This is a genomic window from Bradyrhizobium sp. WSM2793 (assembly GCF_000379585.1).
Classification (GTDB): domain Bacteria; phylum Pseudomonadota; class Alphaproteobacteria; order Rhizobiales; family Xanthobacteraceae; genus Bradyrhizobium.
In genome coordinates this window covers 91960-105679 of record NZ_KB902771.1, presented here as the reverse complement: position 1 = coordinate 105679, position 13720 = coordinate 91960, and the positions used below count along the sequence as shown (strand labels likewise).

Annotated in this window: 9 protein-coding genes; 7 read left to right on the top strand and 2 right to left on the bottom strand. The window is 64.8% G+C overall.

Annotated features, from left to right (window positions below; translation table 11 throughout):
• Positions 1-169 precede the first annotated feature (169 nt).
• Both A3AS_RS0106590 and A3AS_RS0106585 read right to left on the bottom strand, forming a co-directional pair.
• The gene (locus A3AS_RS0106590; protein ID WP_018316808.1) at positions 170-3340 is read right to left on the bottom strand and encodes an efflux RND transporter permease subunit; all 3171 of its coding nucleotides are present in this window, start codon (positions 3338-3340) and stop codon (positions 170-172) included.
• Positions 3337-4542: an efflux RND transporter periplasmic adaptor subunit gene (locus tag A3AS_RS0106585; RefSeq protein WP_018316807.1), complete on the bottom strand. Its 1206-nt coding sequence runs from the start codon at positions 4540-4542 to the stop codon at positions 3337-3339. Before A3AS_RS0106585 ends, A3AS_RS0106590 begins: the two co-directional genes overlap by 4 nt.
• A gap of 581 nt (positions 4543-5123) precedes the next feature.
• On the opposite strand from A3AS_RS0106585, the gene A3AS_RS0106580 reads away from it, so the two are divergent.
• The 7 genes from A3AS_RS0106580 (at position 5124) to A3AS_RS0106550 (ending at position 13627) form a co-directional block, all read left to right on the top strand.
• Positions 5124-6278, top strand: a complete 1155-nt coding sequence (locus A3AS_RS0106580) for an iron-containing alcohol dehydrogenase (protein ID WP_020508634.1) — start codon at positions 5124-5126, stop codon at positions 6276-6278.
• Positions 6279-6296: 18 nt separating this feature from the next.
• Positions 6297-7847, top strand: coding sequence for an AMP-binding protein (locus A3AS_RS0106575; protein WP_018316805.1), 1551 nt, complete (start codon positions 6297-6299; stop codon positions 7845-7847).
• Between the two features lie 225 nt (positions 7848-8072).
• Complete coding sequence (locus A3AS_RS0106570) at positions 8073-9671, top strand: ABC transporter substrate-binding protein (protein WP_018316804.1); 1599 nt, start codon at positions 8073-8075, stop codon at positions 9669-9671.
• Positions 9672-9777: 106 nt separating this feature from the next.
• Positions 9778-10725 (top strand): ABC transporter permease, encoded by a 948-nt coding sequence (locus A3AS_RS0106565; protein ID WP_018316803.1) that lies wholly within the window; start codon positions 9778-9780, stop codon positions 10723-10725.
• A 9-nt stretch (positions 10726-10734) separates the two neighbouring features.
• Positions 10735-11628, top strand: a complete 894-nt coding sequence (locus A3AS_RS0106560) for an ABC transporter permease (RefSeq protein WP_018316802.1) — start codon at positions 10735-10737, stop codon at positions 11626-11628.
• Positions 11628-12635: an ABC transporter ATP-binding protein gene (locus A3AS_RS0106555; protein WP_018316801.1), complete on the top strand. Its 1008-nt coding sequence runs from the start codon at positions 11628-11630 to the stop codon at positions 12633-12635. Before A3AS_RS0106560 ends, A3AS_RS0106555 begins: the two co-directional genes overlap by 1 nt.
• Positions 12632-13627, top strand: a complete 996-nt coding sequence (locus tag A3AS_RS0106550) for an ABC transporter ATP-binding protein (RefSeq protein WP_018316800.1) — start codon at positions 12632-12634, stop codon at positions 13625-13627. The genes A3AS_RS0106555 and A3AS_RS0106550 overlap by 4 nt, the downstream gene beginning before the upstream one ends.
• Positions 13628-13720 lie beyond the last annotated feature (93 nt).

The following is a 13720-nucleotide window of genomic DNA, read 5'->3' as shown; positions in this document are numbered from 1 at the left end:
CCGGGATCCCGGCGCGAGCGCTTGCGCTCGTCGCCATAACCACAGGGAGAGGTTTGGGGCGAACCTCGCAGCTCCGAGTCTTCGCCAAACTGCTCCCTGTGGCTATGGATCCCCGCTTTCGCGGGAACGACACGTGGAGTGAGGGGAAGCAAGTGGCCGCCACCGACAACTAGGGGCCCGCCACCTGCGGCTTCTTCCCCTCGTTCCGCCCTTCCGCCAGGTTCCGCACCACCACGTAGAAGATCGGCGTGAACAACAGGCCGAACAGGGTGACGCCGATCATGCCGAAGAACACGGCGACGCCGACGGCCTGCCGCATTTCCGAGCCGGAGCCGCTCGATATTACCAATGGCAGCACGCCGAGGATGAAGGCGAAGGACGTCATCAGGATCGGTCGCAGGCGCAAGCGGCAGGCGTCGATCACCGCCTCCAGCCGCGGCTTGCCTTCGTTCTCGATGTCGCGCGCGAACTCGACGATCAGGATCGCGTTCTTGGCCGCCAGCCCCACCAGCACGACGAAGCCGATCTGGGTGAGGATGTTGACGTCCTGGCCCATGATGCGCACGCCGATGGTGGCAGCGAGCAAGCACATCGGCACGATCAAAATCACCGCGAACGGCAGGGTCCAGCTGCCATATTGCGCAGCGAGCACGAGGTAGACGAACAGCACGCAGATCGGAAACACGTAGAGGCCGGCATTGCCGCCGGTGATCTGCTGATAGGACAGATCGGTCCATTCGAAGGTGAAGCCGCTCGGCAAGGTGTCGTCCGCCAGCTTCTTGATGGTGTTGAGCGCCGTGGTCGAGCTGGTGCCCGGTGCCGGCTCGCCTTGGAGCTCGGACGCCGCATAGAGATTGTAGCGCGCGACGCGGTCGGGACCCGAGACGTCCCTGAACTCAACCACGCTGCCGAGCATCACCATGTCGCCGGCGGCGTTGCGCGTGCGCAGGCGTGCGAGGTCGCTGGGCTCTTTCCGGAACGGGAAGTCGGCCTGCGCGGTGACGTGATAGGTGCGGCCGAACAGGTTGAAGTCGTTGACATAGGTCGATCCGAAATAGCTCTGGATCGTGTCGTTGATATTGGAGATGGGAACACCGAGCTTCTGCGCCTTGGTGCGGTCGATGTCGACGAAGAGCTGCGGCGTGTTGGCCGAGAACGGCGAGAACACCGTGGGGCCGAGCAGCGAGGGCGATTTGCGCGCCGCGGCGACCAGCTCGTCGGTGGCCGCGGCGAGCAACTCAGGCCCGCGGCCCTGGCGATCCTGGATGCGGATGGTAAAGCCGCCGCCGGTGCCGATGCCAGGCACGGCCGGCGGCGGAATCACGATGATGAAGGCGCCCTGGATCGCCTGCAGCCGCTTGCGCAGCTCGCCGGTGATGGCGTTGGCCGTCAATCCTTTCTTGATCCGCGCCTCCGGTTCATCGAACACCGGGAACAGCGCCGCGGCATTACCCGCCTGCGTGCGCGTCGCGCCGGAAAAGCCGGCAAAGGCTGCGACGCGGACGATGCCAGGCGTGTCCAGCGCAATCCGCTCGATCTCGCGCACGACCTCGGTGGTGCGCGCCAGCGATGCTGCTCCGGGCAATTGCACGGAGACGATGACATAACCGCGGTCCTGCGCGGGGATGAAGCCCTGCGGGGTCGTCACGATCAGCCAGCCGGCGCTGCCGATCAGCGCGACGTAGATCAGGATCATCACCACCGCATGGCGGATGACGAAATCGGCGAGGCCGGCATAGCCGTGCGCCAGCCGGTCGAACACACGGTTGAAGACCGCGGTGAAGGCGCCCCACGCCCGCGCGATGACATTCCAGCTTGCCGGCGGCCGCTTCTCCTCGTGCGGCACCAGGATCTGCGAGGCCAGCGCCGGCGACAGTGTCAGCGAGCAGAAGCAGGAGATCGCCGTCGCGACCGCAATGGTGACGGCGAATTGCTGGAAGAACTGCCCGGAAATACCGCCCAGAAACGCGGTCGGGACGAACACCGCGCACAGCACCAGCGCGATCGAGACCAGCGCGCCGCCGACCTCCTCCATGGTCTTGAGCGCGGCGTCGCGCCGGCTCATGCCGTGCTCGAGATGGCGCTCGACGTTCTCGACCACCACGATGGCATCGTCGACCACGATGCCGACCGCGAGGACGAGACCGAACAAAGTGAGATTGTTGATCGAGAAGCCCAGCGCCGCCATCACCGCGAAAGTGCCGACCAGCGACACCGGGATCGCGATGATCGGAATGATCGCGGGCCGCCAGCCCTGCAGGAACACCAGCACGACGATGACCACGAGCAGCATCGCCTCGTAGATGGTCTTGATCAGCTCGTGGACGGACTGGGCGATGAACTCGGTCGGGTTATAGCCGATATTGTAGTCGAGGCCTTTCGGGAAGCTCTCCTTGAGCCTCGTCATGGTATCGGAGATGTTCTTTGCCGTCGCGAGCGCGTTCGATCCCGGTCGCTGCGTCACCAGCATGGCGACCGCGGATTTGCGCAGCAGGAAGCTGTTGGTGCTGTAGGCGAGCGCGCCGAGCTCGATGCGGGCGACGTCACGCAACCGCACCACGCGGCCGTCGGAGCCGGCCTTGATCAGGATGTCCTCGAACTGCTTCTGGTCCTTCAGGCGCCCGGTGAAGGTGAGGTTCGGCTGGAAGGCGCGATCGGCGATCGGCGGCTCGGCGATCTGGCCGCCCGCAATCTGCACGTTCTGGGCGCGGATCGCGGCCAGAACCTCGGCCGAGGTCAGGCCGAGATTGGCAATTCTATCGGGGTCGAGCCACAGCCGCATCGAATAGTCGCGCGCGCCGAAGATCTGGATGTCGCCGACGCCGTCGAGACGCAGCAGCTGGTCGCGGACCTGGAGCAGCGCGTAGTTGGAGATGTAGAGCTGGTCGAAGGTGTCGTCCGGCGACAGCATGAATACGACCATCAGGATGTCGGGCGAGTTCTTGCGGGTGGTGACGCCGTTGCGCTGGACCTCCTCGGGCAAGCGCGGCTGCGCGATCGCGACGCGGTTCTGCACCAGCACCTGGGCCTTGTCGAGGTCGGTGCCGAGCTTGAAGGTGACGGTGATGGTGAGCTGGCCGTTCGAGGTGGCCTGGCTGTAGAGGTACAGCATGTCCTCGACGCCGTTGATCTCCTGCTCGATCGGAGCGGCGACCGTGTCGGAAACGGTCTGCGCGGAAGCGCCAGGATATTGCGTGGTGACGACGACGGTCGGCGGCACCACTTGCGGATATTCGGAGACCGGCAGCGTGGTGTAGGCGATCGCGCCGACGATCAGGAGCACGATCGACAGCACCATCGCCAGGATGGGCTGGTTGATGGAGAGACGGCCGAGATTCATGACTTGCCACCGGCCGGGGCTTGCGCGGTCTGCGGGGCTACCTTGGCACCGACACGGGCACGCTGGATGCCGTTGACGATGACGCGGTCCTCGGCCTTCAATCCTTCGCGGATCACGCGCAGGCCGTCATCGAGCGGCCCGAGCACCACGGGACGCGCCTCGACGGTGTCGTCGGGTTTCACCACGAACACGATCTTGCGGGACTGGTCGGTCGCGACGGCAGCATCCGGAATAAGCAACGCCTCATAGGGCGCGCTGCCGATCAGCCTGACACGCCCGAACTGGCCCGGCAGGATCGACAGATCGGTATTCTTGACCACGGCGCGGCTGCGTAGCGTGCCGGTCGAGACGTCGAGCCGGTTGTCGAGGAAGTTGATGGTGCCTTCATGCGACGGCTTGGTTTCGCCGGCCAGCGTCACCTGCACCGGGTTCGCCGTATCGCGCGAGCTCGGACGCCGCCCCTCGAACCACAGCTTGCTATATTTGATGAAAGTCGCCTCATCCATGTCGAAATAGACGTAGATCGGGTCGAGCGTGACGATCGAGGTCAGGAGGGTCGAAGAGCCATTGTCGCTGCCCTGCACGAGATTGCCGGGGCTGACGAGATGGCGGCTGACGCGGCCGGTCAACGGCGCCGCCACATGGGTGAATTCGATGTTCAGTCTGGCGGCTTTCAGCGCGCCTTCAGCCTGCACCTCCGCCGCATGCGCAGCTTGCAGGGCCTGGCGGCGCTGGTCGACGACCTGCTCGGAGACGGCGCTGGTCTGCACCAGGCTGAGGCCGCGGTCGAGCTCGCGCTTGGCAAGCTCCACCTTGGCGCGGGCATCCGACAGCTGCCCTTCCGCCTGCGTGGCCACCGCCTCGAACGGACGCGGGTCGATCACGTAGAGCAGGTCGCCCTGACGCACGATGGCGCCGTCCTGGAATTCGACCGAATTGACGAAGCCGCCGACGCGCGGGCGCACCTGCACCTCCTCCACCGCCTCAAAGCGGCCGGTGAACTCGTCCCAATCGGTAACGGTGCGCTTGACCGGCTGGGCGACCGTCACGGGCGCCGGCGGCGGGGCAGCGCCTTGCGAGGCGGGCTGCCCGCAACCGGTGAGCACGAATGAAGCGACGAGGAGACCCGCTAGTGCGCAATGCCGCGGCTGGACGAATTCGTGCTTTTTGACAAGTCGCTCGCTTCCATCCGGTCCAGCCATCCCAGGTCCTCGCATCGTCCGCATGTCAAAAGCCGCGGAAAAAGCAGGGTAGGCATTTACCCGCGGGCGTCCCAAGATGGGTGGAGTTGATGACCACTTCAAGACCAAAGCGCGTGCAGGGCTTCCGAGCGCGCCCTGACCGGATGGCGGGTTGACAGGGGGTGAGTGGAGCTCTCTCGCGCGATACGAGACCGGTGACGAAGGCACGACGCCACCCTCCCCTGGGTAGGGCTATCGCGTTTGGATTTCGTGAGGGCCGCGGGCTTGCTCCGCCTCTCCCGCTTGCGGGAGAGGCCGACGCGCTCGCAGAGCGCGGCGGGTGAGGGTTGTCACCACTCGGGGACATCGTCCGCAATTCTCAACAATCCCAATGCGGAGACAGCCCCCACCCCAGCCCTCCCCCGCAAGCGGGAGAGGGAGCCGACTGCCAATGCCGCCGCATCGTGCACACCATATGCGATCGCCCTACTCTCCTGGAGGGAGGGTAAGAGAGAGAGCCAGCGCCTTCGCACATGACGAACGCCATCCGCTCGGCTAGATTGCCCTCACAAGAACAAGACGAATTGTCCGGGAGGACAGGCGTGCACCAGGGACGTGTCGTTTTCGGCGCGATCGAGGAGGTCGTGTTCGGCCATCCTGCAACTGAGGCCATCGTCGCGCAGATGGACCGGCTGGGAACGCGCCGCGCCTTCCTGATGGTTTCGGGCACGCTGAACCGGCAGACCGACGAAATCGAGAAAATCAAGCAGGCTTTGGACCCCCGCTGCGCCGGCCTGTTCGATGCCATGCCGGCGCACACGCCGCGCGAGGCGGTGATCGCGGCAACCAACGCGGCGCGCGAGGCCGGCGCCGATTTGATCGTCACCGTCGGCGGCGGCTCGATCACCGACGGCGCCAAGGCGGTGCAGCTTTGTCTCGCCAATGGCATCAACGACATCGCCGACATCGATCGCATCCGCGTGCACAAGGGCGTCGCGCCCGAGATGAAGGCGCCGACGGTGCGCCAGATCAGCGTGCCGACCACGATCGCCGGCGGCGAGTTCAGCTCAATCGCGGGGGTTACCGACCTCAGCACCCATGTGAAGCAGATGCTGCGGCATCCGCTCGCCGTGCCGCGCGCGACCATCCTCGATCCCGCCATCACCGTGCACACCCCGGAATGGCTGTTCCTGTCGACCGGCATCCGCGCCATCGACCATTGCGTCGAAGCGATCTGCTCGCGCGAGACACATCCTTATGCCGACGCGCAAGCGGTGAAGGGCCTCGCCATGCTCGCCGACGCGCTGCCGCGGGTGAAAGCCGACCCCACCGATCTCGACGCGCGGATGGACGCGCAGATCGGCACCTGGCTGTCGATGGGCGCGCTCGCGGCCGGCGTTCCCATGGGCGCGAGCCACGGCATCGGCTACGTGCTGGGCGCGGCCTTCGACGTGCCGCACGGCTACACGTCCTGCATCATGCTGCCGGCGGTGATGCGCTGGAACGCGAGGGACAACGCCGAGCGCCAGATGATCGTCGCCGCTGCCATGGGCTATCCCGGCCACAACGCCGCCGACGTGCTCGATGCCTTCATCCGCTCGCTCGGCATGCCGCGCAGCCTCGCAGAGGTGCGTGTATCGCCCGAGCATTTCGAGACAATCGCCGAGCAGGCGATGCGCACCAACTGGATCCCGCGCAACCCGCGCAAGATCGAAGGCCCGGCGCAGGTGCGCGAAATCCTGCTTCTCGCCGCATAATCCAAAGCCGGAGGATAGATGTACCCAGGTCAGCATGCCCGCCTACGCCCGCTGCAGCCCGCCTTCATCATGGCGGCCACAGGCGAGGCCGTCACCTATCGCGAGCTCGATGCGCGCAGCAACCGGCTGGCCCATCTGTTCCGCCAGCACGGCCTGAAGCGGCTCGACCACTATTCGATCTTCATGGAGAACAATTCGCGCTATCTGGAGGCCTGCGGCGCCGGCGAACGCTCCGGGCTGTACTACACCTGCATCAACTCCTTCCTGACACCGGGCGAGCTCGCTTATCTCCTCGTCAACAGCCAGTCGAAGATCCTGATCACCTCGGTGGCGAAGCTCGACATCGCGCGCGAGGCGATCAAGGCCTGCCCCGACATCAAGCTCTGCATCGTCGCCGACGGCCCGGGCGAGAGCGAGCGCATCGTCGGTCTTGCGGACGTGACCGCCGATATGCCGGCGACACCGATCGCGGATGAGTGGCTCGGCACCGCCATGCTCTATTCGTCCGGCACGACGGGACGGCCGAAAGGCATTCTGCGGCCGCTGCCGGAGGAGCCGCCGAAGCACAATCTGCCGCTGTTCGATTTCCTGACCAGGCTCTGGCACTACCGCGAGGGCATGGTCTACCTCTCGCCGGCCCCGCTCTATCACTCGGCGCCGCAGGCGGCCGTGAACCTCACGATCCGCATGGGCGGCACCGTGATCATCATGGAGAGCTTCGATCCCGAGCGTTACCTCGAGCTCGTCCAGCGGTGGGGCATCACCCACACCCAGCTGGTGCCGACCATGTTCTCGCGCATGCTGAAGTTGCCGGAGGAGGTGCGCGGCCGTTACGACCTGTCCTCGCTGGAGATCGCGATCCACGCCGCCGCGCCCTGCCCGGCCCTGGTCAAGGACGACATCATCAAATGGTGGGGCCCGATCATCCACGAATATTACGGCGCCACCGAAGGCCTCGGCTTTACCGCCTGCAACAGCGAAGAATGGCTTAGCCATCGCGGCACCGTCGGCAAGGTGCTGCTCGGCGACCTCCACATCCTCGACGAGAACATGCGGGAATGCCCGACCGGAACCCCGGGCCAGGTCTGGTTCAAGACCGCCTCGCCGTTCGAATATTTCAACGATCCGGAGAAGACCAAGGAGGCGCGTTCGGCCGACGGCAGCATGAGCACGGTCGGCGATGTCGGCTATGTCGATGCCGACCGGTTTCTCTATCTCACCGATCGCGCCACCTTCATGATCATCTCCGGTGGCGTGAACATCTACCCGCAGGAATGCGAGAATTTGCTGATCACCCATCCCAAGGTCGCCGATGCCGCGGTGTTCGGCGTGCCCAATCCCGATCTCGGCGAAGAGGTGAAGGCGGTGGTGCAGCCGATGCCTGATGTCGTGCCGGACGAGGCCCTCGCCGAAGAGCTGATCGCATTCTGCGCAAAATCGCTGTCACGGCAGAAGGTGCCGCGCTCGGTCGATTTCGAGAAGGAATTGCCGCGGCTGCCGACCGGGAAGTTGTACAAGCGGCTGCTGCGGGACCGGTATTGGGGGAACAAGGCGTCGCGGATTGTGTGAGGGCGCGGCGGCGAGCTTGTTGATACGATTGCGCGCAACACCAGCACCGGAACCATCTCTTCGCACCTGCACTCTCACATCATGAGAGTAAGACCTGCGGCCTTCGGTCATCCGAATTGTCGAGGCGGCATGCGGCCTTACCGGTTGCCTCCCTCAACTCGCGTGCTATCGTCGCGACAAACAGGCCGCAAAGGCCCAAAAGACTGACGTCCAGGGAGGATGAGCATGCGGAGCGTGTGGGCGCTCGCCGCAATGGCGGCGCTATCTGTGCTGACGGCCTCAACCACCACGCTCGCCGGCGAGCCCAAGCAGGGCGGCGTCCTGCGAATGTATCACCGCGACAGCCCGGCCAACGCATCGATCCTCGAGGGCGCGACCTATTCGGTCAACGTGCCGTTCATGGGCGTCTTCAATAACCTCGTCATTTATGACCAGCACATCGCGCAGAACAGTCCTGAGACCCTCCGGCCCGAGCTGGCTGAAAGCTGGTCCTGGGGCAACGACAACAAGAAGCTGACGTTCAAGCTGCGCCAGGGTGTCAAATGGCATGACGGCAAGCCTTTCACATCGGCCGACGTCAAATGCAGCTTCGATCTCCTGATGGGCAAATCGCAGCAGAAGCTTCGGCAGAATCCGCGCAAGGCCTGGTACAACGAAGTCAACGAGATCACGACGAGTGGCGATTTCGAGGTCTCCTTCGACCTGAAGCGGCCACAGCCGTCACTGCTGGCGATGCTCGCGTCCGGCTATACGCCGGTCTATCCCTGTCACGTCTCGCCGGCGGACATGCGCACCCATCCGATCGGGACCGGACCGTTTAAATTCGTCGAGTTCAAGGCCAATGAATCGATCAAGCTGACGCGAAATCCGGACTATTGGAAGAAGGGCCTGCCCTATCTCGACGGCATCGAATACACGATCATCACGAACCGCTCGACCGCGATTCTCGCTTTCGTCGCCGGCAAGTTCGACATGACCTTCCCGACGCACATCACGATTCCGCTCCTGAAGGACATCAAGTCGCAGGCGCCGAACGCGACTTGCGTGGTCGAGCCGACCAACGTTTCAACCAACATCATCGTCAATTCGACCTCGGCGCCATTCGACAACATCGATATTCGCCGGGCGGTGGCGCTTGCACTCGACCGCAAGGCCTTCGTCGACATCCTGTTCGAAGGCCAGGCCGATATCGGCGGCACCATGCTGCCACCGCCTCAGGGCATCTGGGGCATGCCCAAGGACAAGCTCGAGACCATTCCGGGCTACGGCCGGGACGTGAACGCGAATCGGGAAGAGGCAAAGAAGCTGATGCAGAAGGCGGGCTACGGTCCTGACAAGCATCTCGCGGTGAAGGTCTCGACGCGCAATCTGGCGGAGTATCGCGACCCCGCCGTGATCCTGATCGACCAGCTCAAGAGCATCTATATCGATGGCGAGCTCGACGTCGTGGAAACCGCGAACTGGTTCCCGAAAGTCGCGCGCAAGGATTACATGCTGGGCCTCAATCTGACCGGCAACTCCGTCGACGACCCCGATCAGTCCTTCTACGAAAACTATTCCTGCGGGTCGGAGCGGAACTACACCAATTACTGCAACAAGGAGATCGAGAAGCTGTTCGACGTGCAATCGCAGGAGACCGACACCGCCAAGCGCAAGCCGCTGGTGTGGGACATCGACAAGAAGCTGCAGGAGGACGTCGCCCGTCCGATCATCTTCCACGCACGGGCCGGCACCTGCTGGCAGCCCTACGTCAAGGGCATCACGATCATGTCGAACAGCTCCTATAACGGCTTTCGCTACGAGGACGCGTGGCTCGACAAGTAGCGCGGCAGGCTGAAGGCTTCGGGATTTTGGTTTTGAGCATGATCTTGTCGGAAAACCGCTGCGCACCTTTCCGGATCATGCTCTAGCGGCTCGCGGAGGGCGAAGGATGTTTGCCTATCTGGTGCGACGCCTGTTCCTGATGCTCGTGACCCTGTTTGGGATCTCGGTCGTCATCTTCGTCCTGCTGCGCATCGTCCCGGGTAACATCGTCGATATCCTGTTCGCAGCCGCGGGCTATGTCGATCCCGCCGACAAGGCCAATCTGGAGAAGGAGCTCGGCATCGACCAGCCGCTGATCGTGCAATATTGGCACTGGATCAGCGGTTTTCTGCACGGCGACTTCGGCTACTCCTACGTCTCCGAAAAGCCCGCGCTGCAGGAGATATTGCCGCGGATTCCGATCACGGCAAAGCTAGCCGGCCTCGCGCTGCTATTCTCGGCCTCGATCGGTATTCCGCTCGGCGTCATCAGCGCGGTGAAGCAGGGCACACGGCTGGATTACGCATTGCGTGTCGTCAGCTTGAGCGGCTTGTCGCTGCCCTCGTTCTGGCTCGGCCTGCTCATCCTGACTGCGTCGGTAGCGATGTTCGGCCAGATGCCGATCTTCAATCCAAACCCGAAGACCTGGCTCGAGGCGTTCGCCACCTACGCCGTGCCGGCCGCCGCGGTCGGTTTCCGCAGCGCCGCGCTGACCATGCGCATCACGCGATCCTCGATGCTGGAGGTGCTGCGGCAGGACTACATCCGCACCGCGCGCGCCAAGGGCGCCTCCGATGCCGCCGTGAACTATCACCACGCGCTGAAGAACGCGATCCTTCCGGTGATCACCGTGATCGGCATCGAGGCTGCGTTCCTGATCGGCGGCCTGATCGTCACCGAGACGGTGTTCAACATCCCCGGCGTCGCCCGCTTCCTGGTCGAGGCGATCCGCTGGCGCGACTATCCGATCGTGCAGAACCTCGTGATGCTGATCGCCGTCGTGGTGGTGAGCGCGAATTTCATCGTCGACATGCTCTACGCCGTGTTCGATCCGCGCATCAGATACACGGATTAGGAGATCAATTTGGCCGCGATCGACTTCGACGTTGAACTGAGGCGGGCCGGCGCGCATGCGACCGGGGGCTGGCGCCGCGTACTGTTTTTGGCACAGCGGCATGTGCTGGGCGCCGCGGGCCTCGTCATCATGACCGTGTTCGTATTCACGGCCGTCTTCGCCGATTTCATCGCGCGCTACGATCCCCTGTCGATCGATTCGGCCCGCGCTCTCGCCCGCCCGAGCCTGGCGCACTGGATGGGAACGGACTCCTTCGGCCGCGACGTGTTCAGCCGCATCATCCACGGCGCGCGGATCTCGCTGGCGGTCGGGATCGGCTCGACCGCGCTTGGCGGCACGATCGGCGTCATCGTCGGCCTCACATCCGGCTATCTCTCCGGCTGGGTCGATCTCGTGTTCCAGCGCGTCTCCGACGTCCTCCAGGCGCTGCCGCTGCTGGTCCTGGCGCTGGTGATGACGGCGGCGCTCGGCCCATCGCTGCCGAACGTGATCATTGCGATTGCCATTCCGCTGATCCCGACGGTCGCGCGTGTCATCCGCGCCAACACGCTGGCGCTGCGCGAACTTCCCTTTATCGAAGCCGCCAAGTCGATCGGCATGAGCGAAGTGCGCATCGCGCTCCGCCACGTGCTGCCGAACACGCTGGCGCCGCTGATCGTACTCGCGACCGCCCAGCTCGGCTCGACCATCCTCACCGAGGCCTCGCTCTCCTTCCTCGGCCTCGGCATTCCCGAGCCTTATCCATCATGGGGCCGCATGCTCTCGGAGTCCGCCGCCGAATATGTCCGCACCGCGCCGTGGCTGGTGATCTTCCCGGGCATCGCGATCAGCCTCGCCGTGTTCGGCGCCAACCTGTTCGGCGACGCCTTGCGCGACATTCTTGATCCGAGGCAACGCGGCTGATGGCTGACAAACCCGACCTCGTGCTCGATGTGAAGAACCTGAAAACGGTATTCTTCACCAATTCCGGCCTGTTCAAAGCGGTCGACGACGTTTCCTTTACCGTGAAGCGCGGCGAGACGCTGGCGATCGTCGGCGAATCCGGCTGCGGCAAGAGCGTCACCGCGCTGTCGCTGATGCGGCTGGTGCCCGACCCGCCCGGCCGCATCGTCGGCGGCTCCGTCTCGCTCGAAGGCACCGATCTGCTGGCGCTGGACGAGGCGGAGATGCGTGCCATCAGGGGCAACCGCATCTCGATGATCTTCCAGGAGCCGATGACTTCGCTCAATCCCGTGATGCGGATCGGCGACCAGATCGTCGAGGCGGTGCGGCTGCACCGGAGCATCCCGGCCAAAGAGGCCCAGAATATCGCCGTCGAGATGCTGCGCCTGGTCCGCATTCCCGAACCGGCGCGGCGCGCGAAGGAATATCCGCATCAACTCTCCGGCGGCATGCGCCAGCGCGCGATGATCGCGATGGCGCTGGCCTGCCGACCGGCGCTGCTGATCGCGGACGAGCCGACCACCGCGCTCGACGTCACCATCCAGGCGCAGATTCTGGCGCTGATCCTCGATCTGCAGAAGGAGCTCGGCACCGGGCTCGTGCTGATCACGCATGATCTCGGCGTGGTCGCGCAGACGGCGCAGCGCGTGATCGTGATGTATGCGGGCCGCAAGGTCGAGGAAGCCAGCGTCGAAGCGCTGTTCGCCGCGCCGAAGCACCCTTATACGCGCGGGCTGATGGCCTCGATCCCGGCGGTGCCGGCATCCGGCGTCGCGGCGCCGGCACGGCTGAACGAAATTCCCGGCACCGTGCCGTCGCTGGTGCGGCTACCGAAGGGATGCGCCTTCGCGCCGCGCTGCAAGCTCGCGATCAAGCGCTGCGAGGCCGAGTATCCGCCGCTGGCGGATTGGGGCGGCGGACATCTTGCCGCCTGCTGGCGTGCGGAAGAAGTCGCGGAGGTGGCATGAGCGACGTTCTGCTCGAAGTCACCAACCTCAAGAAGCACTACCCGGTGCGGGCCGGCGTGCTGCGTCGGCAGGTCGGCACCGTGCACTCGGTCGACGGCGTCTCGTTCTCGCTGCATGCCGGCGAGACACTCGGGCTCGTCGGCGAGTCCGGTTGCGGCAAATCGACGGTGGCGCGCAGCGTGTTGCGGCTGGTCGAGCCGACCTCGGGCCAGATTCACCTCGACGGCGAGGATATCACCCATCTGTCCAAGGCAGCACTGCGCCCGCGCCGGCGCTCGATGCAGATCGTCTTCCAGGACCCGTTCGCCTCGCTCAATCCGCGCATGACCGCCGGCGACATCGTTGGCGAGCCGCTTGCGGTGCACGGGCTCGCCAGCGGCAAGGAACTGGAGGCGCGGGTCGCAACGCTGTTCGAGCAGGTGGGCTTGCGAGCCGATCAGATGCACAACTTCCCGCATCAATTCTCCGGCGGCCAGCGCCAGCGCATCTGCATCGCGCGCGCACTGGCGCTGGAGCCGCGCCTGATCGTCTGCGACGAGCCGGTCTCCGCGCTCGACGTCTCGATCCAGGCGCAGGTGATCAACCTGCTGATCGACCTGCAGCGCCAGCACGGCTTTTCCTATCTGTTCATCGCGCACGACCTCGCCGTGGTCGCGCACATCAGCCACCGCGTCGCCGTGATGTATCTCGGCCGCATCGTCGAGATCGCAGGCAAGGACGAGCTGTTCCGCAATCCGCGCCATCCCTACACGCAGGCCCTGCTCGCCTCAGTTCCGGTCGCCAATCCGCTCGCGAAGAAGCTCGCGCCGCTGGTCGACGGCGATGTGCCGAGCCCGGTCAATCCACCCTCAGGCTGCGCGTTTCACACCCGCTGCCGATTTGCGATGGAGCGTTGCAGGACGGAGCGGCCGGCGCTGCTGGACGCGGGCGACGGGCATCAGGTGGCGTGTCTGCTCAATGAGGGCACGGGGCGGAGCAACACAGTCCCGTAGGGTAGGTTAGCCTTGCGGACTGCGCGAAGCGTGGTCCGCAAGGCGTAACCCACCACTTCTGTTTCTGCGGAGCTCAAAGAGGTGGATTACGCC